This window comes from Paenibacillus sp. V4I9 (genome assembly GCF_030817295.1).
GTDB lineage: Bacteria > Bacillota > Bacilli > Paenibacillales > NBRC-103111 > Paenibacillus_E.
Window position 1 is genome coordinate 1,684,313 of the sequence record NZ_JAUSZE010000001.1, and the last position, 24,127, is coordinate 1,708,439.

Annotated in this window: 19 protein-coding genes and 5 pseudogenes; 17 read left to right on the forward strand and 7 right to left on the reverse strand. The window is 41.3% G+C overall.

Going from position 1 to position 24,127, the window contains the following annotated elements; all coding sequences use genetic code 11:
* Nucleotides 1-189: 189 nt before the first annotated feature.
* From QFZ81_RS07900 to QFZ81_RS07915, 4 genes are all read left to right on the forward strand, one after another.
* On the forward strand, nucleotides 190-1,212 hold the full coding sequence (locus tag QFZ81_RS07900) for an aldo/keto reductase (protein ID WP_307445858.1): 1,023 nt from the start codon (nucleotides 190-192) through the stop codon (nucleotides 1,210-1,212).
* A 427-nt stretch (nucleotides 1,213-1,639) separates the two neighbouring features.
* Nucleotides 1,640-2,176, forward strand: coding sequence for a GNAT family N-acetyltransferase (locus tag QFZ81_RS07905; protein ID WP_307445857.1), 537 nt, complete (start codon nucleotides 1,640-1,642; stop codon nucleotides 2,174-2,176).
* A 108-nt stretch (nucleotides 2,177-2,284) separates the two neighbouring features.
* A complete protein-coding gene (locus QFZ81_RS07910; protein ID WP_307445855.1) occupies nucleotides 2,285-2,818 on the forward strand; it encodes a DUF1572 family protein in 534 nt (177 codons plus the stop codon).
* Nucleotides 2,819-3,182: 364 nt separating this feature from the next.
* A complete protein-coding gene (locus QFZ81_RS07915) occupies nucleotides 3,183-4,004 on the forward strand; it encodes a hypothetical protein (protein WP_307602184.1) in 822 nt (273 codons plus the stop codon).
* A 599-nt stretch (nucleotides 4,005-4,603) separates the two neighbouring features.
* Here QFZ81_RS07915 and QFZ81_RS07920 read toward each other — a convergent pair.
* From QFZ81_RS07920 to QFZ81_RS07930, 3 genes and pseudogenes are all read right to left on the reverse strand, one after another.
* A pseudogene (locus tag QFZ81_RS07920) lies at nucleotides 4,604-4,951 on the reverse strand (AAA family ATPase); the annotation flags it as partial.
* Nucleotides 4,952-5,150: 199 nt separating this feature from the next.
* Nucleotides 5,151-5,276, reverse strand: a pseudogene (locus QFZ81_RS07925) (oxidoreductase); the annotation flags it as partial.
* Between the two features lie 137 nt (nucleotides 5,277-5,413).
* Nucleotides 5,414-7,768 (reverse strand): outer membrane protein assembly factor BamB family protein, encoded by a 2,355-nt coding sequence (locus QFZ81_RS07930; protein ID WP_307602186.1) that lies wholly within the window; start codon nucleotides 7,766-7,768, stop codon nucleotides 5,414-5,416.
* A gap of 488 nt (nucleotides 7,769-8,256) precedes the next feature.
* Between QFZ81_RS07930 and QFZ81_RS07935 the strand changes: the two genes are divergently transcribed.
* The 4 genes and pseudogenes from QFZ81_RS07935 (at nucleotide 8,257) to QFZ81_RS07950 (ending at nucleotide 14,260) form a co-directional block, all read left to right on the forward strand.
* Nucleotides 8,257-8,394: a hypothetical protein gene (locus QFZ81_RS07935; RefSeq protein ID WP_307445847.1), complete on the forward strand. Its 138-nt coding sequence runs from the start codon at nucleotides 8,257-8,259 to the stop codon at nucleotides 8,392-8,394.
* Nucleotides 8,395-9,481: 1,087 nt separating this feature from the next.
* Complete coding sequence (gene ltrA / locus QFZ81_RS07940; protein ID WP_307602173.1) at nucleotides 9,482-10,909, forward strand: group II intron reverse transcriptase/maturase; 1,428 nt, start codon at nucleotides 9,482-9,484, stop codon at nucleotides 10,907-10,909.
* A gap of 765 nt (nucleotides 10,910-11,674) precedes the next feature.
* Nucleotides 11,675-13,473 (forward strand): annotated as a pseudogene (locus tag QFZ81_RS07945) (reverse transcriptase/maturase family protein).
* 307 nt (nucleotides 13,474-13,780) lie between these two features.
* Nucleotides 13,781-14,260 (forward strand): hypothetical protein, encoded by a 480-nt coding sequence (locus QFZ81_RS07950; protein WP_307445845.1) that lies wholly within the window; start codon nucleotides 13,781-13,783, stop codon nucleotides 14,258-14,260.
* A gap of 173 nt (nucleotides 14,261-14,433) precedes the next feature.
* Here QFZ81_RS07950 and QFZ81_RS07955 read toward each other — a convergent pair whose 3' ends face one another.
* On the reverse strand, nucleotides 14,434-15,345 hold the full coding sequence (locus tag QFZ81_RS07955; protein ID WP_307602188.1) for a LysR family transcriptional regulator: 912 nt from the start codon (nucleotides 15,343-15,345) through the stop codon (nucleotides 14,434-14,436).
* Between the two features lie 387 nt (nucleotides 15,346-15,732).
* Between QFZ81_RS07955 and QFZ81_RS07960 the strand changes: the two genes are divergently transcribed.
* From QFZ81_RS07960 to QFZ81_RS37280, 3 genes and pseudogenes are all read left to right on the forward strand, one after another.
* On the forward strand, nucleotides 15,733-16,311 hold the full coding sequence (locus QFZ81_RS07960) for a DJ-1/PfpI family protein (protein ID WP_307445841.1): 579 nt from the start codon (nucleotides 15,733-15,735) through the stop codon (nucleotides 16,309-16,311).
* A gap of 533 nt (nucleotides 16,312-16,844) precedes the next feature.
* Nucleotides 16,845-17,054, forward strand: coding sequence for a hypothetical protein (locus QFZ81_RS07965; protein WP_307445839.1), 210 nt, complete (start codon nucleotides 16,845-16,847; stop codon nucleotides 17,052-17,054).
* A gap of 130 nt (nucleotides 17,055-17,184) precedes the next feature.
* Nucleotides 17,185-17,247: pseudogene (locus QFZ81_RS37280) on the forward strand (hypothetical protein); the annotation flags it as partial.
* A gap of 77 nt (nucleotides 17,248-17,324) precedes the next feature.
* On the opposite strand, the gene QFZ81_RS07975 reads toward QFZ81_RS37280, so the two are convergent.
* Together QFZ81_RS07975 and QFZ81_RS07980 are read right to left on the reverse strand one after the other, a co-directional pair.
* Nucleotides 17,325-18,173 (reverse strand): aldo/keto reductase, encoded by an 849-nt coding sequence (locus QFZ81_RS07975; protein ID WP_307445837.1) that lies wholly within the window; start codon nucleotides 18,171-18,173, stop codon nucleotides 17,325-17,327.
* A 64-nt stretch (nucleotides 18,174-18,237) separates the two neighbouring features.
* Nucleotides 18,238-18,468, reverse strand: a pseudogene (locus tag QFZ81_RS07980) (MFS transporter); the annotation flags it as partial.
* A 164-nt stretch (nucleotides 18,469-18,632) separates the two neighbouring features.
* Here QFZ81_RS07980 and QFZ81_RS07985 point away from each other — a divergent pair.
* From QFZ81_RS07985 to QFZ81_RS08000, 4 genes are all read left to right on the forward strand, one after another.
* Nucleotides 18,633-19,571, forward strand: coding sequence for an AraC family transcriptional regulator (locus QFZ81_RS07985; protein ID WP_307602191.1), 939 nt, complete (start codon nucleotides 18,633-18,635; stop codon nucleotides 19,569-19,571).
* A gap of 479 nt (nucleotides 19,572-20,050) precedes the next feature.
* The gene (locus tag QFZ81_RS07990; protein WP_307602193.1) at nucleotides 20,051-20,731 is read left to right on the forward strand and encodes a cytochrome P460 family protein; all 681 of its coding nucleotides are present in this window, start codon (nucleotides 20,051-20,053) and stop codon (nucleotides 20,729-20,731) included.
* Between the two features lie 25 nt (nucleotides 20,732-20,756).
* Entirely contained in the window at nucleotides 20,757-21,437 is a 681-nt protein-coding gene (locus QFZ81_RS07995; RefSeq protein WP_307602195.1) for a DUF4405 domain-containing protein, read from the forward strand.
* Between the two features lie 271 nt (nucleotides 21,438-21,708).
* Nucleotides 21,709-22,077, forward strand: coding sequence for a carbohydrate ABC transporter permease (locus tag QFZ81_RS08000; protein WP_307445828.1), 369 nt, complete (start codon nucleotides 21,709-21,711; stop codon nucleotides 22,075-22,077).
* Here the strand turns inward: QFZ81_RS08000 and QFZ81_RS08005 are convergent.
* On the reverse strand, nucleotides 22,043-22,432 hold the full coding sequence (locus QFZ81_RS08005; protein WP_307445826.1) for a helix-turn-helix domain-containing protein: 390 nt from the start codon (nucleotides 22,430-22,432) through the stop codon (nucleotides 22,043-22,045). The two genes, QFZ81_RS08000 and QFZ81_RS08005, sit on opposite strands and share 35 nt — an antisense overlap.
* A gap of 162 nt (nucleotides 22,433-22,594) precedes the next feature.
* On the opposite strand from QFZ81_RS08005, the gene QFZ81_RS08010 reads away from it, so the two are divergent.
* Together QFZ81_RS08010 and QFZ81_RS08015 are read left to right on the forward strand one after the other, a co-directional pair.
* The gene (locus QFZ81_RS08010; RefSeq protein ID WP_307445823.1) at nucleotides 22,595-23,275 is read left to right on the forward strand and encodes an alpha-L-rhamnosidase-related protein; all 681 of its coding nucleotides are present in this window, start codon (nucleotides 22,595-22,597) and stop codon (nucleotides 23,273-23,275) included.
* A gap of 104 nt (nucleotides 23,276-23,379) precedes the next feature.
* Nucleotides 23,380-23,856, forward strand: a complete 477-nt coding sequence (locus QFZ81_RS08015; protein ID WP_307445821.1) for an extracellular solute-binding protein — start codon at nucleotides 23,380-23,382, stop codon at nucleotides 23,854-23,856.
* Nucleotides 23,857-24,127 lie beyond the last annotated feature (271 nt).

Consider the following 24,127-nt stretch of genomic DNA (forward strand, 5'->3'; position numbering starts at 1 on the left):
CAAGGCTTCCGGTGACGGCAGCCTATTCCGGACAGGATAGATCAATAAAATGAGAGGCTCCATCGAAGGCACAATATAAGTCGATGGACAGTGTCTTTCGACTCATCGACTTAAGTCTCATACTATCAGTTTACATTATTGATATACTGGATTTGTATTCCAATTTAGGGGGATCGAGGAGGAGAGAGGATGAAATACGCAATATTGGGTCAATCAGGATTGATTGTTTCTAGGCTGGCATTCGGGGCGATGACTTTCGGATCAGGGAACAATCCCAGTGTCTACAAGGTGGACCAAAGCGGCGCGCAGCAGCTTGTTGACCGCGCTTTAGACGCGGGCATCAATTTCTTTGATACCGCTGACGGTTATGCGGACGGGCAAAGTGAAGAGATGCTTGGACGGCTGCTCGGTTCCCGGCGCAAGGAAACCGTCATCGCTACGAAAGGCGGCTTTCGCGTCGGTCCGGGGCTCGTACAAGCAGGCTTATCCCGTAAGCATCTGTTCGAAGCTTGCGAAGCTAGTCTACGTCGCTTAAACACTGATTACATAGATCTCTATATCGTACACAAAACAGACCCATACACACCGCTCGAGGAAACATTGGAAGCGCTAAACGATCTGGTACGGCAAGGGAAAATTCGCTATATCGGGTACTCGAATTGGCCGGCCTGGCAGGCGGCGCAAGCCGTATCGATGCAGCGTGAGCGCCGATGGGCGACCTTTATTAACGGTCAGTTATATTATTCCTTAGTTGGCCGTGACATTGAACATGAGACGGTTCCATTCGCGGTCCGAAACAAAATCGGATTAACTGTCTGGAGTCCGCTCGCTGGCGGCTTCTTGAGCGGAAAATATACCAAAGAGAACTTGAATGACGATCAAAACCGCTTAAGCGGTTTTGACTTTCTGCCGCATGACAAAGAATGGGGCTTCAAGATTTTGGACACTGTTCGCGTAATAGCTGGAGTATATGGAGCGACACCGGCACAAGTTTCGCTGGCTTGGCTTCTGGCCCAGCCCCACATTAGTAGCGTATTGGTCGGCTCCAGTAAACTAGCCCAATTGGAAGATAATCTGCGCGCGGTAGAGCTTCAGTTGAGCACCGAAGATGTTACGAGACTGGATGAAATAACGCGACCAGTTTCCTTGTATCCAAATTGGTTTACTGCCATGACGAATGATTCGCAAATCGCGGAAGTTCTGGGGTATTAATTGGGGTGGATCGGCAAAGTATTATTTTAAACTTCCTATTCGGAGAAACGTAAAATAAGGAATTGCGCTAACGGCGAACGATTTTTAAACAAAACATCAACGAGCAGGTGCTGCCGCAGCCTGCTCGTTTTTATTCAACTAAAGGGCAGCATAGTTGAAGTCGTCTATGAAAAGCGTTGGGAGATCCTATTGTTATTTATGTATGAACAACGTAGCTCACAGATTGCCGGAAGCTTTCGTTCAAAAAATCTTCCACAGGAAGTGCTTTGGGAAGCTTAGCCCCAGTAATCTGTTCTGCTATCTTGCATCTGTTCTATTCTCTAACTTGTATAATAAATATCAAGCGGGGGAACATCTATTTATTTTCAATAACTTGTTCGAAAACCTTGCAATACATCGTATTATCGCATGGGGAGGAAAGATTTTAGTGATAAAACTTGTACATTTCGAACGTACCGACTTTAAAAAGCTTATTGATTGGATTGATTCACCGAAGTTTTTACTTCAATGGGGAGGTCAAACTTTTTGCTTTCCTTTAGATGAACAACAATTGGAAAATTACATTAAAAGTGCTAATACTTATGCTAGTCAGACCCTAATATATAGGGTGATGCATGAAGAAAATGATGAGGTTATTGGACATATATCTTTACAAATTGATCGGATAAATAAATCGGCAAGGATAGGAAAAGTTTTGATTGGAGAAAAAAGCAAGAGAGGACAAGGCATTGGACAATTGATGATAGAAAAGGTTTTAAATATTGCTTTCGAAGAATTAAAATTACACAGAGTTAGTCTTGGTGTGTTTAGTTTCAACCTTTCTGCAATTGCATGTTACGAGAAGGCTGGGTTTGTAAAAGAAGGATTACTTCGAGAAGCAAGAAAGATTGAGAACGAATTCTGGAGTCTGTGGGAAATGAGTATTTTAGAAAATGAATGGTTTGAAAAAAAAGAGTTAATTTAATACGCTTTATTAAACTAAAGGATAACGTTTGTGAAAGAGTCGCTTTAACAGCGGTTCTTATTTTGCTTACTTAAGTAAAAAATAAAAAAATATGAAGAGGGGATAATCATGCTAGAACTGACAAGAAACGTACTCGAAGACATGGAAAAGCAACTCGATCGGATTATAAAGAGCATAAACCAACTTGATGATGATTTGATTTGGAAAAAAATGAAGGATTCCATGAACAGCATAGGTAATCTTTGCTTACATTTAGCGGGAAACGAATATCAAAACCTCATAAGTGCAATCGGAAACAAACCTTTCATTCGGGAACGTACTCGAGAATTTAATTCTGAAGGCGGCATATCGAAGGATGAATTGATTATTCTTCTTTCGAAGACACGGTCCGAATCGGCAAGTATATTATCAGCATTGTCTGAGGAGGATTTAAAAAGGGAAGTCATAATCCGCTATGACTTGGAGGATTGGAACAGAATGCTTCGGGTTAATGCTTCAGAAGATGAAACCTATGAAGTGAGATTAATCAGTCGGCTTCTTGTTCAGGTTTCGGCACACTACGGATATCATGCAGGGCAAATTGTGCTACTCTCCAAATTACTGAAAGATTCGAATGAACACATAACAGGACAGTATCATTGATCATTCATTCAACTATCGGAAAACTATAGCATAATAATAATACAGGCTGCCGCAGAAATTAATTGCGGCAGCCTATTTCGCGAATGGGCAGTTTAATGAAATAATCTTCGTGAAATAAAATTATAAATGGAAACTTATTACAAGTGCGCTTCGTCTAACTCATTAGAATTAAATTTGGGAGTGATGAGTTTTGAAAACGTTTATTTTATGTTCACCAAGCAATAAGGTAATCGGCATCTATTACGCTGAATGGTATGTAGAATAGTCATATATGGGGGGAAGAGTTGCGTGAAAAATATATATTTCATTAATAATGGCAATTGTAATGATTCTTACTGGCTGTATGGAAGGAAATAAACCTGCCGTGACGGATAGCAATAAGAATTCTTACGTTGCCATTGAAAGTGAAAACAAGATTTTACATGATCAAGTCAACCAATTACAGTCGCAAATCCAGGAGATAGAAGTAAAATACAAAGAATTACAAAGCTCTAATGAGTCTAAGCAATCTGCGGAACAACCTATTCCGGTTATATATCCTAGATTGGCTGTTTTTACTACTGCTCAGGATTATATAAAAATCGAATTAAATGACTCAAAAGGAACTATAAAAATTACTGAACCTGTCCTTCTCAATAGCATTTCTAATTTGTTTATTATAAAAAAAGAAGCTTTGCTCGGCAGTGGACCTCAAGCTGATATCGAACCAATTCAGTATTTACTGACAACTCCCCATGGAACAGTAAAAGTCAATATCGTACAACAAGGTGTTGTAACATTTGAAGATCTTTACCCTGGCATATATTTTGAAGTCGATAATAATGCTTATCAGCTCGGAAAGGCGTTTATGAATCGACCTTCATATATGTCAAATGAGCCAGTAATTGCAAAAATGGTAAACAGCGGTCTAATAAAGGTTGGAGAAAAAGATACATTCTATGTTTTTATTGCTGGACGAGTACGATCAGTCGCTCTTGCTTTTTTTAATTCGAATAAACGCGAAAGTGTAAAACCAAAGAATACTTTAGCTGCCGAGCTGAATATGACATTTTATTATTACGGCGAAGAAATCCAATTGAACTTGTATAAAGGGAAAGCACAGATTAAATATAACAATGGAGAGAATTGGTATGACCTCGAGGATGAAGATGTAAATCAAATTATTTCGAAGTTGTCAGCATCTTAATTTCAATAGTAGGCAACGAAGGGGCAGTTTAGTTTAAAAATATTATTGGAGGTTCCTGTTAAATGGTTTGCAATGCTCCTTATTAGTAGTAATAACGGTTTTATGAACATCAATTCGAAACAAGAAAATTGTACATCGTAAATTAGGGAACATGGAGGTTAATAGTTGAATACCGGTATTGTTGTCGTTTGGCATGTTGGATCATCAACGAGTCATGGAGTGAGCATACGTGAGATAAACCCTTAAAACCGAGGGACGGAGAACGAAAGTTCAATAACATCAGATTAAGGCTACCGGCAGATTGGATCCGTTAGCCTTCTCCGCGTTAACGGTCATTAAAGGGATTATGATTAACGCTAAATGAAGCATATGGTAAAATGAGGAGGATAATTTTCATAATGAAACGGGGCGTGGTAACATGTCCATCCTTCAAATGGCACCCACATGCAATTCATCTAGCAATAACAAATAATAAGATTATAGATTACTCGTTTCATAATATTGTTACTGCTAAAGCATACTGTCCGCCAATTGACGGCGTATGTTGTCCTAACCCTGACGGACAAGCTGTCCAGTCGATTGTTAAAAAAAAGGGGGAATCATGAACATTCTCCTTGGATGACGCGTTTGACCATGTGATCATCGATGATGCGATGCCCATTCTGAGCACCGTAGATTAAACTGTGTGTACAAACTTTATTGACGAGCCTAGCTGAACCGCTAGAAAACCGATAAATATCCTCAATCGCTCCATCCGAGAAGATCTCATTCTCAGCCCCAGCATACGTCAAATGACGCTTTATATAATCCCCAACCTGTGCCAGGTCATAATGCGGAAGCTTGCATTGCAAGTCGATTCGTTGCCTGATCGCAGCGTAAGCTTGAAGTCCTAACCGATCCCAAAGTTCACTTTGCCCCACCAAGATAAGCGTCATCGGACATGGGGAATGATGGAGCCCATAGAATGTCTCAAACATGACCTGTCTCCTTCCGTACAGCACGGTAGGACACAGCAGGGGCTTCTTGTTCTTTGCGCTGCATGAGGAATGTCCCCAATCTCGCCTACTAGGGTACGGAAAGCCATTCCGTGACCTGTAATTGTTAGAAATTATCCCGATTAAGCTTTGATTTAGCTTGAGCATAGCGAAAATTATCTGCCTTTTCTTCACTTCGTGAATAAACAGCATTTAATGAAAATCCCTCTACTTTAAGAGCTCCTTTTAAAAACCGATCCGTAATCCAATTGGTTCCAACTATTCCAAACCGTATCATTTTGCTTCTCACCCTTATTATTTAATTTGAATATTTACTATTATCTTCTCAACAAAGCCAATAATCTTTCAAGATATTAGACATGGGGACGGTTCTGTAGGCTTTTGTGCCATTAGAACTGTCCCCACGGATTGGATTTATTTTACTATCGTCAATTTTTGACCAATATAAAGCGGCTGATTGATATTAAGGTTGTTGCCTTTGACGATGGAGTCGACGGTGACACCAAATTTTTGGGAAATCTTCCAGAGGGTATCGCCGGCAACAACGGTATAAATGAAAGTAGATACGGTTGGAAGCGTAACAAGATATTTTGCCACATAGCCCTGATCGATATAAATGGTATCTTTTTGGTATTCGATTAAATACCAGTCTCCTAAAGCAGAAATAATCTTGATAGCGGTATTCATCGGGAGCACTATTTTTGTGCCGTATTGCGTTCCGGCTGATGTTCTTACATTGACATTCGTCCTGGTTATGGCACTTGAAATGTTTAGAATCTCTTGGTTGGATGGAACTTTGATCAACGTCTTGGCAATATATCCTTTCAGCACCGAGCTCACAATCCGATACTCTACCTGATACCAATCACCTGTTTCACCTGTGATGGTCACTTCGGATCCGAAAGGAATCACTCTTAGGATGGTACTTGATGGATCTGCTGCTGTGCGCAAGTTGGAATTTTTTAAAGTTAACCCAAACCCCGCCGTCACCTGAATCACCTTTTCACTCGCATCATACACATTCACATTTCCCGCGAGGTCTGTAAGCTTTATAACAGGATTATAATTACCTCTGGTTACGTTAAATCCCCGGCTATTTTTTCCATTCCAATAAAAATTGGCCGTACCCTTCAAAAATCTTCCCGCGCCAATGGTTTGAACCACAAGACCGCTTTGATCGACGATCGTTGCATTCATATCCGAATCTTCACTAATTGTCACTGGAATCGTAAGTTTCCCATCTTCAGCAAGCGGACTGACAGCCGGCAAATTAATCGTTGCCGTCGGCTTTACTGTATCTGGCTGAGTTGGCTTTGGCACTGCATAGGTGTAAAGAATTTGATTGGACTCTGTTACAAAAATGGTGTCTTGAATCACACCGATAGGCCGAACGCCAATGCCGCCAGTAGGAGTGGAAAGTGGAAGTGACGAAGAAATAAGCTGGCCCGTTGCAGTATTGAAAAATTTGATTTTGTTTGCATTTTCCACAATAATTTTGTCAGATGCCACGAGCATTCCCCTTGACTCAGAAATCGTCTGAGAGCCACCAAGAGTGACCTGATCCGCATACATAGTCTTCCATTTTTGTGTTCCTGTATTTTTATCAATGGCCATGACATTGGATTCATCAAGGACAATTAAGGAATCATTCGTTACAGAAATTGGCTGCACCACATAGGTCCCCGTTGGGTTAAACTTCCATAATGTCCGTCCTGTAGGCGCATCAAGTGCCCAAATGGTTCTTACTGCATTTGTGATCGTTTCGATGTAAAGCTTCTCATCCTTATAGACAGGATTACCATAGATGGGGTTGCCAGCAGGCACATCAAATGCCCAAAGAACAGTACCTGAAGCTGCATCGTATGCATACATTTTCGAGGTGATTTGAACCGGATTCCGTATATTGGCATAGAGCCGGTTTCCGCCAGCAGCGAAAACTCCCTCGACCTGCTCGTTTGTTTTTAGGCTGTATTTCCATTTCAATTGACCTGTTTTTGTATCTACTGCAGCGATTCCCTGCACAGTATCTCTGGTGTAATAGTACAATGTGGTTTGATCTATTAACAGACGGTTGGCAAGTGTATTAACTGTCCAAAGTGTTTGTGTTGATGTACCGTTATCTTGGATGGCATAAAGTGTATTCATGGTGGAAACGTATACGACACCATCTCTTGCGATCAAATCAAGAAAGGCATCCTTATTGTCCGTTGAAAAAACCCATTTCTCTTGATTGGTCGCCAAATCGGTAGCCGAAAGAATTTTTTTCTCAATGCGTTCTACAGAATACAGTTGATTCTGGTCCACACTAAACAAGGAAGAAGCATTGGTAAAAGGATTGGTACTTAAGGTCAATTGCACTGGCACTGTGGCATCAGAATATTTTGTATTTCCCTGGTCGCCAAAATGCATTTGCCAATTTAGTTCATTGGCCCTTATGATTCCAGTATTGGTTAGAGCATCTATTTCCGTTGCCCTTTGTCTTAATTTATAAGTTTCGGACATTAATGGATCAAACACACTGGATTGTGGATCCACTATTTGGTTTGCATTCCAGGGTACGGTAGCGCCTACCCTATTAACATCTGTAATCGGTACATAAGGAATTGGATACTGTGTTTGTTGGGGGTGGAAAAATAGAACAGGATATCTTCCCCCATTTATATCCACCCCATTAATATATATGGGATGATCTGCGGAGTAGGCCGTAACAGGAACATATTGCCCATAAGTAATGATTGAATTATTTCTATAGTAATTGTTATAATTCATTTTTGAACAACACACCTCCGTTTTTATGCTTTAATCATCTTATGTAAATGTGCCCAGCAAGGTGCGTTGACAGTTTTTGTATTTATGCTCCAGGCTAACAATGTTTCCAAGAGGCCACAATGAGAAAAACCTAGCCACCGCTAGGTCCTTTTTAAGTTGGGCGGATATCGGTAATTCTGTACTCGTACCCCCGGACTCCTTTGTAATACTCCGGATACATGACCCCATTACATTGTTCACATGAGAATTGTGGCGGAACTGTCGGGTTCCGATCATCCATTCGGTCCATATCCATTACTACATCAAGCGGAATCTCCTCTTGCTCGTTACATTGCAAACAGATGAAATTCACTTTTTGTTTGGATAGGGAGAACCGACTGAACTGCGTTCCGGTTGTTCTCTTTTTCTTTCCTTGTTTTCGTTTCTTCGATACCGTAGAGATAGCGAATCATTCACAATATCAAACAATTTGGGAAGGATTAAATATTTTGGATTATGTAATTGCCCCACATTATAAGTCAGATCATAGAGAATCTGAAGATATGGATAAAGCAGTTGAATATATGATCGATAATAAAATTCTTTTTAAAGCTTTGAGGGATGGAGAAGTCATTATTATCGAATGATTGTAATGAACAGGAAGGTTGCACTAACGAAGAAGTATGACAAGTTCTGCTATAAGCGACTAACTTCGTGAAAAGCAGGAGATTACAATGAGTAATCTTAACTTTACAACCGAGGATGGGAATGACGGAACCATGTATCCCGAAACCATTCCGCCAATACTCCTGCGCGCGTCATGACTAACAGGTCATGTGGTGTGAAGTACAGGTAGATTCGGCAGAACGAAGGCTAGAGCCATTCGAATAGAAAAGGTATGCTAACGGATATGCCGCGTGGCTGAAAAACTGGATATGGTGAGAATGTTCAAACAGACTGAACTGACGAACTTCCGAATGTACAGGTCTAAAGTTAGAGCATAGGGAAACATATGTACCATCAAACGATGGGGTGGGCGGCGTAAAGTAAAAATTTTTTCTATGAAATACGCTAAGAGGAAGCACCTAAGTCCAGAAAGAATAGCTAGGATGTAAGGGACTTGGAAAGCAAGGGACGTTGCAACAAGGGCTGTTACCCAAAACATTTGTTATAAGGCACATGCCGAAATACAATAATCCTTGTGAGGGTAGGGGCACGACTGATGAATCTCCTGTAATGGGAGTGGAGGAACAGGCCCAAGTCTAACTGAAAAGAAAGATTGTTTTCCAAGCGTGAATTGCACCGATCAGGTAGGAACGTGGGGACATCAATGGATGCCACAGTGGAGCGACCAAGCTTAGGTTGAACGAGCTTAGCAGGTGAGAAACCTGCTTGGAAAGGCGCTAGCCACGCCACCAATAACGAGTCTTGGAGCGAAGATGGTAACATGTTCGTTTAAGCGTAGACAGATAGGGTACAGGCCTGAAAGTGATTGAGCCTCGAAATGCATGCATCGGGAAGGTCGACAGTTTCACTGTTACTGGAAGACAGCATCCCCCGCAAGCGATACGGGCAAGCTTGCGAGAGACTTCCCCGGGGTCGAAGAGCCAGGCATGTTCACCAATGGCCGTTCAGCAACTTGGGAGGCCCTGACGGCTCTTCCGCAAGACTAATACTATTTAGGAACATCTGCGGGAGTATGGCGGCCAAGCGGTAAAGACGTGAGAAAGCCAAATGGCAATCAGGGAGTCGGATCGCCGCGTAGTACCAATGAAACCGGGTAACGCCGGCGGAGGAAAGGCGTGCGACACGGATATCGATTTTATTAAGGATACATTTTCTGCACACAGGAGCGGAACCAAAATGGAAACGAAATTAATAAGAATAGCAGAGATGGCCAAGGCCAATTCGAAAGAACGTTTCATCTCCATAGGGCACCTGATCAACGCGGAAGCGTTGAAGCAATGCTACGAGGGGATAGCCACAGGCAAAGCAACAGGAGTAGACGGCGTAACGAAAGAGATGTATGGGCGGAACTTAGAAGACAATGTGGGAAATCTGGTGGACCGGTTGAAGAAGAAGAGTTACCGACCGCTGCCCGCCAGAAGAACCTACATCCCGAAGGATGAGAAAAGCATGCGTCCGCTCGGGATTCCGGCATACGAGGACAAGCTAGTGCAAAAGGCGCTGAAGAACCTGCTTGAGGCGATTTACGAACAAGATTTTCTAGATTTCTCCTACGGGTTCCGACCGGGACGAAGCATGCATCAAGCGCTAAAGAGGCTAAACCGAATCATTGAGGATGGGAAGACAAGATATGTGGTGGATGCCGACATCAAGGGATTTTTCAATCACGTAGATCACGAATGGCTGAAGAAATTTCTTGGAGTGCGAATTGGCGACCCCAATATTCATCGTCTCATCCATAGAATGCTGAAAGCAGGCATTCAAGAGGACGGGATATTCGAGCCGACAGAAGAAGGCACGCCCCAAGGCTCTGTCGTGTCTCCGGTGTTAGCGAATGTCTATCTACACTACGTTCTTGACCTGTGGTTTGAGATCGCAGTAAAAAAGCAGTGTAGGGGAGAAGCGGAAATGGTGCGTTTTGCCGATGATTTTGTATGCTGCTTCCAGTACAAAGAGGATGCGAAACGATTTTACGCCGCTCTCCTGCTTAGATTGGAGAAATTCAACCTTGAGGTAGCAGTAGAGAAAACAAAGATCATACGGTTCGGTCGGTATGCGGAGGAAAACATGGAGAAACGTGGGGAAGGTAAACCGAAAACATTCGACTTCCTTGGATTCACCCATCGCTGTGGGAAAAGCCGAAAGGGTAACTTCCGAGTCATTCGCGAAACAAGCAGCAAGAAATTTAAACAAAAGGTCAAGGCGTTCAAAACATGGGTTAGACAAAACAGACACATGAGAACGCCGGAACTGATGAAGATCGTTCGAGCGAAGTTGATGGGTCATTACCGATACTACGGAATGACAGACAATACCCGCAAGCTGGGAGCGTTCCAGTTCCAAGTTCACAACCTATTGTTTAAATGGCTAAACCGCAGGGGCCAGCGCCACAGCTTTACCAAGGAGAAGTTTCTCCGTTTCCTCAAGTTCTCCGGATTACCAAAACCCAAAATCTACGTCAACATCTACGACTAATAATCAACTCTGCGAATGATAGCTGTGAGGAGCCGTATGCGTTAATTGCGCACGTACGGATCTGGGAGGGGTATGGGGCACAATCCGAGAAGGAGAGGCCCCGCCTACTCGACCAAGCTACTGGGATGACTTAACGGTCCATATCCTTGAGTAACGAGGAACTTATGATCTAGTAAATTCAGTTAGAGGGAACGCGGAGTGCTGGGAAACTGTGCGCCATGTCATTCCTGACCTGGAATTATTCGAATATCGGATCAAAGCTCTTGGAAGTGCTTTGAGAACAACCTCCTTACCTAGACTCGAAAGGGCGAGGGGACAAGAGCATGGAGGGAACGCAGAGAATATTTGAAAGCTGTTTAAGGTATTGCTTTGCTAGTTCTGTACAATATGGTTAAAGCTAAATTGCTTGAACTTCAATCACCAGTGATGGAACAGTACATTCAGGGATACACAGCTTAAATACTCCCTGCCCCAATATACTCAAATACTAGTTTCGTTTGAGGAAATCCAAGATTGCGGGACGTTGAGCAATGAGCTCAATTAAGGTAATGAGTGAAGAACCTAAGTTGTACTAACGTTTCGGATAGGAAGAACATGGGATTCCCTAAGGGAGGCGACTCCTATGGGAACGGAGTTTCCGTAGTACCCAATGTAGGTCTGTAATGGATTCTGCACAGATGGACTGTAATATGTGCCATTGACTCAATTACTGAGTAGGGGAAGGGAGACAGGTAATTATGATATCAATTCTTGGAGGTATGCGAAATGCAGGAAGCCGAAAAAGTTTTGAATATCATCAGCGACAGAGGTAAAAGGAACCTTCCACTTGAAAGAATCTACCGCATGCTTTTTAATCGAGAACTTTATCTAATTGCATACCATAACATCTATTCAAATAATGGTGCGATGACCAAAGGAGTCAACAGTGAGACCGTTGATGGAATGTCACTAAAGAAAATAGATGACATTATATCAAGACTCCAAATGGAAACGTACAAATGGATGCCAGTTAGAAGAGTTTTTATTCCAAAGAAGAACGGAAAAATGCGTCCGCTAGGTATGCCATCATGGTCAGATAAGCTTTTACAAGAAGTTATTCGATTGATTCTCGATGCTTATTATGATCCTCAATTCAGCGACAGGTCGCATGGTTTTCGTAAAAACCGAGGTTGCCAAACCGCACTCGAAACAATTCGAACTAACGGTTGGAAAAGTGTTAAATGGTTTGTAGAAGGGGATATTAGTGACTGTTTCGGGAGCATAGATCATGATATCCTCATTCAGATCATTGGCGGAAAGATTCTAGATAATCGATTCCTTAGATTAATCAACAACCTATTGAAAAGCGGATACATAGAGGAATTTAAACACCATACCACTTTGAGTGGCGCACCGCAGGGGGGCATTCTTAGTCCATTACTATCTAACATCTATATGGATCGCTTAGACCAATTTGTTGAAACTACGCTAATGCCTGAGTTTACAGTTGGTGTTAAACGTACTGAGAACAAAGAGTACGTACGACTGAAAAACCAAATCAGGAAATTTCAAAGACATAAAGATTGGCAAATGGTAAAGCACATAAGGAAACAGTTTCAGGCTATGCCTTCCAAAGATCCGAACGATCCGTACTTTAAGCGACTTTACTACGTACGGTATGCTGACGACTGGTTATTAGGAATTTCAGGAAGTAAGGAAGAAGCGATAATGATAAAAGAGCGAATTCGTGAATTCCTTATTAAAAACTTGAAACTATCCCTTAGCGAGGAGAAAACTTTGATCACCCACGCTAAGACTGAAAAGGCTAGATTCCTTGGATATGACGTACACGTATTGCATTGTGATGCAAAACATGACGATCGTGGACACGTAGTATAAACGGCGCTATTGGCTTAAGTATTCCAGATGAAAAGATTAGAAACAAGGCTAAGAATTATATGTCCAATGGGAGAGCAACACACCGCAAAGAACGAACTATTAACGGGGATTTCGACATTATCAGTCAATACCAATCTGAATTCCGCGGTTTCGTTCAATATTACCTCTTGGCGTACAATGCCCATAAACTCGCGAAGTTAAAACGGACGATGGAACTTTCTCTTGCTTACACGTTAGCTAACAAGCATAGAACCACTATTAATAAAGTCTTTGCTAAGTATGGAAAATATCGCAAGACCAAAGATGGTGAATACAAAGTGCTACAGGTTGTTGTTGACCGTGAAGGGAAGAAGCCATTAGAAGCATACTTTGGAGGCATCAGGTTAGGTTACCAGAAAGACATTCGTATTGAAGATGCCCCATTGATTGGCAAAATCTTTGTGAAGAGAAGCCAGTTAGTGCAGCGACTTCTTAATGACACTTGCGAACTTTGCAGTTCGAAAGGAAACATTGAGATACATCATATTCGAAAACTAAAAGACCTAGCCCAAAATGGTAGAAAAGATAAACCAGAATGGATGAAACGTATGATTGCTATGAGTCGGAAAACACTAGCAGTTTGTGGTACATGCCACATTTTAATCCATTCAGGTAAATACCAAGGAAAGAAAATCGCTGATTTATAATTACTGGCGAGCGGAGTGCATAGGAAACTTGCATGCTCCGTTCTGGGAGGGGATGTTGGAAAAGTGCTATCTTCGGGTGGTAACTCGCTGGCTTCCTACTCTACAGCACGCTCCGTGTGGGACAGGGGAAAAGCTGGAGATAGCATCAAACGCTTACCTATTGTTACCGATAGTGGAGGAGTTTGCTATGTGGCAGCTCCTCTTTTCTATTGAAGTAACGAGCAGGATAGTGAAAAAAGAAAATGGGACGGTAGCAACTTTCTAAATATGATTTCGTTTATATATTCATGAGAAGGAGGTTATGTTTATGAAACGTTATGTTTTAGTAAGTTTATTAGTCATAATAATTACACTTGTTGGATGTCAAAATGATATAGAGACGATACCAAATGCTAAGATTTTCAGTATTAATGTTGATGCACCTAAAGATTTACAAGCGGATGAACTTTTTATTGTAAAAGGTACTTTGGTTAATAATTCCGACAGTTCATGGGAAGTAGAACATGGTGCAGATATGTTCACTTATGTTGTTTATCATAATGGTGAACCTGCTCTGCAAGATGTAAAGCTACGAGTCGTTAATGACATCGGATTAATGATGTCTTTGAAGCCAGATGCGAAATATAGTTACGATGGAGAAGGGCATGTTAATCCAAAAAATAATGAATTCATATTACAAGCAGGAAACTATGATGTCGTTTCAAAGGCAAAATTCAGAATTAAACATGTTGATAAATACTATGAATTTGAAATCGAATCACAGCCTCTTAAAATCAAAGTTTCATAAAGTATGTATATTGAGTATTAAACTAACGGAAACAATAGCGTAATAAGTATAGCAACTAAAAAGGGAGCTGCCGAGGTAGCTTTTTCGCCGTTATGACCGTTAAGGTGAACCCTACCATAAAAAATTTGTTGGGGAAAGTGCGGGAGTGTTGATGAGAGTGTGAGTCTATCCCCTCATGGAATACCCGTACCTAGATACTTTTCTGCATAACGCATAAAAATATCGGCTGCCGGCGAGAGATAACGTCCCTCGAAGGAAAAGATGGCCACCGAACGAGATAGAGGAAGATCCAGTGGGATAATCGAAATAGATGGCCCTGGCGTCTCTGCCATCAGCCTAGGGAGTATCGAAATCCCGAGGCCTTCTGCCACCAGTATCCGCGGAGAAGCGCATTCGTAGGTAATGATTGGCTCAAAACCCTCTCTGATGCACGCCGCATATACAAGTGAACGTAACCTCGATCCCTCTTTAAAAGATATAAACGATTCTTCCCTTAATTCCCGGATAGAAACCGCTTTATGTTTCTCCAATGGATGACCCTTAGCAACGGCAAGAACTAACTCGTCATTATACAGCGATTTCGCACAAATTCCAGACGGAGGATTTGAATCTTCCAACTGTGGAAAATATTTATCATCCCATTCATGTGCAATAGCGAGTTCCAATTCGCCCTTCTTAAGTGCCTCAAGAAGCGATCTGGTTGTATTCTCCCTTATAAATACTTTAATCCCCGGATACTCAATCCCGAAGGTTGCCAGCATTCGCGGTAGTCTGGTTTGCACTACGGATTCTAGCGCACCTACAGTTACCTTCCCTCTTAGCTGGTTGTTGAATCCTTTGGCGGAATCTTTGGCCCGTTCCGCCTCAGCTAATGTTTTTTCTGCACCAATAAAAAATATCTTTCCTACCTCAGTAAGCGCTACACCGCGGGCAGAGCGGTTAAACAGCCTTACACCAAGTTCTCGTTCCAGGTTTCTGATTTGCTGCGAGAGCGCCGGTTGGGCGACTTTCAGCCGTTCAGCCGCTCGTGTTAAATTGTTCAATCTCGCGACTTCAACGAAGTAAGCTAATTGTCTAAACTCCATATTTCCGAGATCACCTAATTTTCAAGATATAAGTAAATCATATTGCTACAATAACATATATGTCTTTTTCTTATCAATTTAACTGTAGTAAAGTAATCATCAACAAAAGCACAGTTTGATTTTCTTGGGAATGGAGGTTAATAGATGAAGCCGGCAATCATGAGAAAATTTTAAAAGTCGCGTAGTTCATAGGTTTTTTCTTTTCTTTTAAAACAGTAAGCATTTAAAAAATCTCCGTTTTCCTTAGTGTTTTGAAGCATCTGATAATTATATAGAAATTTTGTTATAAAAAAAGAAAAAAATTTGGAATTGTAAACTCGTAAAGATGCGCTATACTAGGGATTTGGTATCGTTTCCCAAAAAAAAGGTGAGAGGGGCTGTTTACAAATGAAAATAGCTATCATTTGCTTTGATGAATTTACGGATCTTGATGTGTTCCTGCCTTGGGATTTGTTGAATAGAGTGCGATTGGTCGGTGGTATCGCCGATTGGGAAGTAAAGCTGCTGGGGACCGCATCTTCGCATGTGTCTATGGCGGGATTAAGAATCCCCATGCATGGGATGGTTGAGGAGGCGAATACATTGGATGCCGTCCTGTTCGCAAGCGGAAGAGGGGTGCAACCCTTGTTCAAGGACCCGGCTTATCTAAGCCGATTTCAACTTTCTCCGGATCGGCAATTGATCGGATCCATGTGTTCGGGTGCTTTGCTCTTGGGAGCTTTGGGTTATTTGACAGGAAAGCGGGCTACCACTTATCCGACTGCGGCCGGACAGTTAGCCGCGTTTGGCGTAGAGGTCGTTAACGAGAGCTTTGTAAATAACGGTAACATCAGCACGGCTGCCGGGTGTTTGGCCGGACAAGAATTGTCCGCTTGGGTGATTGATTCTTTGATGGGGAATGAAATGACCCAGCGTGTTCTGGAGACGGTTCAGCCTGTCGGCCAGGGGCTTGAGATTGCTTTGTAATTATGAAATTAAGGTTTTAAGAATAACCGCCAATCGGCGGTTATTCTATTTATAAATTGCGGTTGGGTATGGATATAAGGGGTTTATAAGGGGTATGGATATATGTTCTTGTCTTTTAAGGATATATATTCTTGTCCAACTTTCGGGTGACAAGAACATATAAGCTTAAAAGTCGTGTAGTTGCGGCTTTTTTTGTTTTAACGATATATGTTCTTGTCAAAAGCCAATGACAAGAACATATATCGTTTGCCGAATGATGCCAAGAACTTGTATTGTTATGCGTAATTGAAAACCTTTCTCAACAACAGGTTAAATTAGATGAAATTCAAAACGTAAGCTGGAAAGTCCAACGATTGAGGGACGGGCAGTTATGTGATGTGAAGATATATGTATATTCTTGATAAATTTTACACTGATTTATTCCTAAATATGGTATTATAGGATAGCGATATAACTTAATGAAACCATTGTATTCAACATCAAATTACGAAATTAGAAAGTTGTTGAAGTTATTACAAGATTGGGGTAATCCTATGAAAAAGTGGTTTTGGCTAATATTTTTGATAGTGGTTTTAATCATTGCTTATACAATCGTCTTTGGCTTTTCACTTTATATGCTTCCATTTATTTTAATATTTGCAGGTATAGCTTTTTTAAAAATACTTAACTTTATCGAAGGATCTAAACAAAATGATTCAGATGAGTATTATAGGTCGCTGGAAAGAATTAATAGAAAAAGATAAGAAAGAGTTTCGGGAATGTCGTATGGGTCATAATTGTAAACCTAGTTCAATAACGTAGGGCTGCCGATAATTTGGCGGCCCTATTTCGTTATAGGGCAGAAATATTCAATTCAAGTTACCTGGTGGAGGGATAGATGAAGGCGAAAATACTGATGTTGCATTTTTACGTGAAATCAAGGAAGAAACAGGTTATGAAGCTGAAATTATTCATGAATTGGGCTATATCGAGGAACATAAAAAATGTAATAATTTTATGCAGTTTTCCTACTGCTATATAAGTTTACGGGTACCGATCCATTTCACCATTTCAGGATCGCGATGTGAAAAGAACAGGCTTTGTTTCGTATCTAACGTAGTAATCGACTCCATATCCTCATGTCTTAATTCAAAATCAAAGATATTGAAGTTTTCGATAATTCTTTCTTTACGAACAGACTTTGGAATCACAACGACTTCTCTTTGTGTCAACCAACGTAAAACCACCTGAGCAACGGATTTATTAACCTTTTCAGCTATGGATACCAATACCTCATTCTGGAACAAGTTATTTTTTCCTTCAGCAAAAGGCGCCCAGGATTGGATCTGAACGTTGTTCTCTTTCATGAATTTTGCACTTTCGATTTGCTGGTTGAAAGGGTGCGTTTCAACCTGGTTTACGGCAGGAACTACTTCATTATGAATAATCAAATCGATCAGACGATCCGCCTGGAAGTTACTAACGCCAATTGCACGGACCTTCCCTTCACGATACAATTCCTCCATAGCGCGCCAAGAGCCATGCACATCGCCAAATGGCTGATGAATTAAATACAAATCCAAATAATCCAATTGCAGTCTTTCCATTGATTTTTCAAATGCTTTTTTTGTGCGCTCATAACCAGCATCCTGAACCCAAAGCTTCGTAGTGATAAATAATTCCTCTCTTGCCACGCCACTCCGTTTGATCGCTCTGCCAACTGCTTCTTCATTTTGATAAGAAGCAGCGGTATCAATCAGCCGATAGCCTGCCATAATAGCGTCATAAACGCTTTGTTCACATTCATTTTGATCTGCAATCTGAAAAACACCAAAACCGAGTATAGGCATCTCAACACCATTGTTCAAAATTACTTTTTGCATATAAAATCCTCCAGTTTTTTAAAATTATTTGTAAATCGATTTGATCTTATCCATTACACCCATAAAGAGCCAGCAACAGTTGCTTACGCCGCCCCATCTTCGCTGTCGTCACCATGACTACAGGGGTACCAATTGCAGTGGCAAGCGCGAATACAGTGATAAGCTGTCCAGCCGCCGATAACGATACGCCGACGGAATTAGCGACCTCATCTAAAATGCCTGAGATCACGAATTGTGACATACCGACCAAAAAGCTGATAAGGGTCAGCATGTAAATTTTCCAGGTGTTGCTCATTGCCATGTATTCTCCTCCTTTTCACATCCTTATTATGCACCAGATGACAAAGCGACCGTTATCCCATTCGTGCCAAATGTTTGCCTAATCCTCTCACTACCACTTATATAACAGATGAATATGGACTATAATCGAACTATAAAGAATAGAACAAGGAGAATCAAATGTGTGAAATAATCACTAAACAGCAGAAAGAGCTCGCCAAAATCATTGAACGCTATTCAGAAAAGGACGGTGTTCACCCAACTGCTATTCCATCCTTATTTTTCATGCGTGTCTCGAATGCGGCCGGACAAAGCCACGGAGTTTACAAGCCTTCCTTTTGTATGGTAGTTCAAGGGGAGAAGGAGGTATGGCTAGCGCAGGAGCGCTTTACATACAGTCCTGCCGATTACCTTGTTGCATCCGTTCACTTGCCAGTTACCGCCAAAGTCACTGAAGCCACTCCCGATGTTCCATATTTGGGTTTCAAACTTGAATTTACACCGAGTCAAATCTTAGAGGTTTTACATGAGTCTGAAATTCGAGTTGATCCGAAAGAAAATCCTAAGCGAGCAATGTTTGTCAGCCAGATGGAATCATCTTTGTTAGATGCGGCTATCAGGTTAGTTCGTTTGCTTGATAATCCAAAAGATATTCCGGTGCTTGCTCCACTGTTTACGAAGGAAATTCTTTATCGGGTACTGCAAGGTCAGAATGGGATTATTTTGGAGCAAATTGTAATGGAAGGAAGCTCAACCCATCAAATCAAAGATGTTATTGAACAAATAATGAATAACTATGACAGTCTCTTACGGATTGAAGAACTTGCCGAAATAGCAAATATGAGTATTTCTTCGTTACATAGACACTTTAAAGAAATCACTGCTATGAGCCCTCTTCAATTCCAAAAACAGCTTCGGTTGCAAGAAGCTCGGCGCCTATTATTAACGGAGTCGGCGGATGCTTCTGAGGTTGCCTACCGGGTAGGCTACGAAAGTGCATCTCAGTTTAGCCGTGAATATTCTCGCATGTTTGGTTTTCCTCCCAAAGCTGATATGAAGCGTCTGAAGGAAACATATGATCAGACACAGGTAATTACTGAGCAAGTATCCAATGTGTGAGAGGCATTCTGACATCCACCTTAATCAGCCTATAGGTTTGGAAATCACCGCTCGGTAACACTGCTGATACGGCACGGAAATTCCTCCGATTATCCTTAAGCAGTTAGTTCGAGCTATATCTAGAAAAGGCCAAGTAGAAACTCTCTCATCAATGTCAGATGGGGAATCTATTTGGTTTTTTTTATTAGTTAAATATAGGTGGAGCATTTAAGAAATGGTAAGCGGCATCCTTGGCCGGTTAAGATGCAACTGCGAAAGTTAGTGATAAAAATCACAAATTCATGAGTGTTCGTTCATGTAAGAGAAATAGGCAATCATTTAAGATAATCGGGATATCGATCCCTTTTTGAATTGTTGCATAATAAGGTTACGCATGAAACAAGCGCTAAATCATTTTGGACATACTGGTCAAAAACGCTGGACGCTCATCTTGGAATTTTGAGGAAGCCGTAATTGCTTATTTTGGAGGAGGAAAAACATTGAAAAAGCTATTATTACTTGCCCTCGGATTAGTTACTGCCTTCACATTCTCTGCATGTGGAAGTAACAATAACGACATGGCAAACAATACTCGACAAGTTGAACAGTCTGGAACTGACAGTGACATGACAAACAGTACTCGGCAGGCGGAACCTCCTGGAACTGACAGTGAACAAGTTAAACTCCCTGAGAACTACGATAAGGGCGTACTCTATACGACTGTGACTCGTGGAAATGCCAAAGAGCTGCTTTACGCGAGTAAGGAAACGATCGAAGCGGTGAAAGCAGGCAAACCGTTCCCCAGCGGAACCGCATTGACTCTCGAGATATACAGGGATGGAGTACTATCCGACATTTTTGTTTCGGAAAAGCGCACTGGGTGGGGCGATCAGAACTCTCCAAAGAAGAGCAACGGAGATTGGCGATACCAGGCATTCACTGCTGACAAGTCAGTTAATACCAAGAGAAACATCGAGAGCTGCATTTCTTGTCATGCAAGTCAGGAGCGGGATGACTTCGTGTACACATCCAACCAAATGGAGAGTTTCAAACTTGAGACTTTTATGGGATCGCAGGATAACAATACGGAATCGAGGCTTGCAGGTATCTCTTTAGAAGATTGGGAGTTAAATGCATTAAAAGATTACATGGCTACTCTATCATCCGAAAAAAAGTCATAAGATAATAAGTTATGGAGGTAAGCTTTTGAATCCAAATATGTTTATTAAGCTGGTCATTGACCTTATTATGACAGTATCCATGTTGGTAGCGATGGCTTATCATATTACTGGAAATATGATCCACGAACTGGTTGGTGTTTTCTTGTTTGTATTGTTTATGGTTCACAATATCTTGAATCGACGGTGGTATAAAACGATTTTTAGGGGAAAGTACAAGGTACAACAAATTATTAGCATAGCGGTAAATTTGCTATTTCTATTAACGATCGCTGTTGCACTGATTAGTTCCGTGCCAATTTCACGTGACATATTTCCATTTATTCCGATAAATAATGACATGACCGTAAGGCAGATACATGTTCTGAGTGCTTATTGGGGATTTATACTCATGGCTGTTCATATAGGAATCTCGTGGGGAAGGATTATTAATGCAGCGAGAAAAATGACGGGAATCATCACTACCAGCCGTGTACGCACAATTGCGTTTCGTTTCTTGGCGGTGTTAATTGTTGTTTATGGTGTGCAAATTTCCTTTGAAAGAGATATGGGTTCTAGGTTGCTCATTTATAATCCATTTGGGTATTGGGGCTTCGATGAAACCGCCTTGAGGTTTGTAATAGATTACCTAGCTATCATGGGGATCTATATTTGCGGGACTCATTATACTTTGAAATATATTCAGAAACATGAAAAGGCTAAGGCTTAAAAAGTAGATCAATGATAAAGCGGAGATAAGGAACGTTAGTTCAATAAAACGGCGGCAGTCTAGAACTTTATTATCTCGTCCATGGCTGCCGCTGGTTCTATTACAATAAATTGGACTACCGTGGTATCAAAAACGGGGGATGCGTAACCAGAGTATAACGTTCAAAGTTTAAGTTTCACCCTGCAATCAGTCAGATATATGAAGGTTACCGGCACGAATTTATGGTTGAACCCGAGTGACTACAATACGTACAGGATGCAATTTGCGGAAGTTGAAATTTATTAAGTTAAAGAAAGCGATGCCGAACGTACTGGAAGATGCAGCATTAATTGATGGATGTGGTCCTTTTGGAACGTTTTTTAATATTATTTTCCCATTGATGAAACCTGTAACCTCTTCGGTTATTATTACGAACAGTCTTTCGATATGGAATGACTTTTTAGTTCCGCTTCTCTTTTTACAGGAAAGAACAAGTCGTACGATTCCGATGGCTATTTTCACCTTCACGGGTCAATACAATAATAATTGGAACATGATTTTTGCAGCTATCTTGCTGGGAACATTACCGTTAATTATTACTTTTCTGATCTTGCAAAAGCATTTTATTAAAGGCATCGTGGGTGGCGCAGTAAAGGGATAGATCGAAAGATCGATCTATGAACGATAAAGCTTCCGATGTAGCCGACTTGCTCTGCAATTACAGTGATTTTGTAATCGGAGTCTCGAAGCAGTGAACAGCTCCTTTGGACGCGACAATTTTGCAGATAGGAACCGAAGGATTGGCCGGTATGCCGCATGAACATGCGCTGCAAATGTCGACTGCTCCACCGTGATAATGACGCCAAATCTAAAAGCGTAATTGGCTCGTATAAATGGTTCTCAATGTACTGGAGTACTCTAGAAAAGTCGGCAGCTTCTGTTGTCGGCTTTTCTATTTCTCCGAATTTCTGTCTGTAAACGGCAACGACTAACTGGGCTAAGAGTGTTTGAAGCATGGTAGTAGAACCCATACAGGGAGCAGAGACTTCACGGTAAAGCCTCATTATAATGTTTTCAAATGAATTATCGCTATCGAAGATAGAGAAATAGGTCGAAGTACCGTCCGCAAGAGAACTGAGATGTTCCCTGATTGGAGAATCATGAAGTAGGAGAGATAGATGATCTATCATTTGGGTATCAAAGAGACAATTATAGACGATCAACTGATCGCCTGGGGGCAGTTACATGAAAACACCCCAGTAACACTGGTAGAAAATTGCGCTTACTATTACTTACTGAGCACGATGGCTAAGATTGCAGCATTGACAGGGCATTCCGGGGATGTAATGAATTTCGCCGCTAAGGCTGAAAAAGTAAAGGAGCAATTTCACCTGCATGCGGAGTGCTACCAACCGGAAAGCCGCATTTATGGTAATGGTAGTCAAACAAGCTATGGATGTGTGCTATTTAGCGGCATCATTTTAGAAGAAAATAATGAGATTGCGGTTAATCGACTTGTAGAAGCCGTCCAAATCCGTGATTATCACCTTTCGTCAGGCGAAGTAGGCTTAAAACAAGTGTTTGCTTCGCTCGGGAAGTATGGGAAGAACGATATTGTGTATAAAATGGTTATGAATGATACGCAGCCTAGTTATAAGTTCTTTGTTGATAATAAATTAACTACTTTGCCTGAATACTGGAATTACGAGGAGTTATGGCAAGGGATGGTGAGGTCAAGAAATCATGCCATGATGGGGCATGTAAAAGAGTGGCTTACCTATGTATTAGGAATACGAATGGCAGCACCAGGGTATCGAAAGATTATAATTGAACCAACTTTGACACAGACAAAGAGTTAAAGAAAACTTATGTCGAAATTTGAGTGCCCACGCTAAACTAAAGGCAAGACGAAATTTCTCGTCAGATTTGCCAAATAATTAAGGGGTATGAAGAGATGATTGAAATGAAGAAAAGACTGTGGGGGCTTGGAATAGCCGCGGTCATGCTTTCTGGAATCGTACTGACAGCTTGCGGGGGCAACGGTTCCGGTTCCGGATCAAACGCCAGCGCCAGTGCTGGGCCAACTAATGCAGCTGCAGGGCAGGATTCAGGCAAGAAATCGACGATTACATTTTGGGCGGCAGCTACAACGCCGGAGAGAGATACGTTCTGGCAAGGGGTCGCAAAAGATTTCATGGCCAAAAATCCGAATATTACAATTAACTACTTGGGGGTACCCGGGGATTTAACCGGTTACATTCAAAAGGTGAACGTTGCGATTGCCGCAGGAGAAGGTCCGGATGTTATCAACAATTTCACCTCCGATTTTATAGTAGATAACATCGAATGGATCCAAAAATACTTATTTAGTTACTATGCAGTTTATGCTATAGTACTTCCCATCGTTCTTATTATCGCAGATTATTGCTGCTATTATTGATCATCTGAAATAGTTACTGTTTATAGGCACGATTTCACGATCTTATTTTATAAATTTTTCGTGTACCTTTTGGTATTAAAAGGTGAAAACATAAACTGAAGCCGCGTAATATTGCGGCTTTTCCGATTTTTGCGGGAGTTAAAATATTTAGCTTGCGGACGAAAATAAACTGTGATATATTTTGTGTGTAACCGGTACCACATGATTAAACGTTGGTATTATGGGCTTTAATATGAATATAAGGTATCGTTACCATAAATATGAAGTTGGA

Excerpts from the sequence above, each read along its gene's own strand:
- QFZ81_RS07965 (WP_307445839.1), top strand. The coding sequence starts at position 16,845 with ATGAAAAAGTGGTTTTGGCTAATATTTTTGATAGTGGTTTTAATCATT.
- QFZ81_RS07955 (WP_307602188.1), bottom strand. The coding sequence starts at position 15,345 with ATGGAGTTTAGACAATTAGCTTACTTCGTTGAAGTCGCGAGATTGAAC.
- QFZ81_RS07930 (WP_307602186.1), bottom strand. The coding sequence starts at position 7,768 with ATGAATTATAACAATTACTATAGAAATAATTCAATCATTACTTATGGG.
- QFZ81_RS08010 (WP_307445823.1), top strand. The coding sequence starts at position 22,595 with ATGATCTATCATTTGGGTATCAAAGAGACAATTATAGACGATCAACTG.
- QFZ81_RS07950 (WP_307445845.1), top strand. The coding sequence starts at position 13,781 with ATGAAACGTTATGTTTTAGTAAGTTTATTAGTCATAATAATTACACTT.
- QFZ81_RS07960 (WP_307445841.1), top strand. The coding sequence starts at position 15,733 with ATGAAAATAGCTATCATTTGCTTTGATGAATTTACGGATCTTGATGTG.
- QFZ81_RS07975 (WP_307445837.1), bottom strand. The coding sequence starts at position 18,173 with ATGCAAAAAGTAATTTTGAACAATGGTGTTGAGATGCCTATACTCGGT.
- QFZ81_RS08005 (WP_307445826.1), bottom strand. The coding sequence starts at position 22,432 with ATGCTTCAAACACTCTTAGCCCAGTTAGTCGTTGCCGTTTACAGACAG.
- ltrA (WP_307602173.1), top strand. The coding sequence starts at position 9,482 with ATGGCAATCAGGGAGTCGGATCGCCGCGTAGTACCAATGAAACCGGGT.
- QFZ81_RS08015 (WP_307445821.1), top strand. The coding sequence starts at position 23,380 with ATGAAGAAAAGACTGTGGGGGCTTGGAATAGCCGCGGTCATGCTTTCT.
- QFZ81_RS07985 (WP_307602191.1), top strand. The coding sequence starts at position 18,633 with ATGTGTGAAATAATCACTAAACAGCAGAAAGAGCTCGCCAAAATCATT.
- QFZ81_RS07900 (WP_307445858.1), top strand. The coding sequence starts at position 190 with ATGAAATACGCAATATTGGGTCAATCAGGATTGATTGTTTCTAGGCTG.
- QFZ81_RS07910 (WP_307445855.1), top strand. The coding sequence starts at position 2,285 with ATGCTAGAACTGACAAGAAACGTACTCGAAGACATGGAAAAGCAACTC.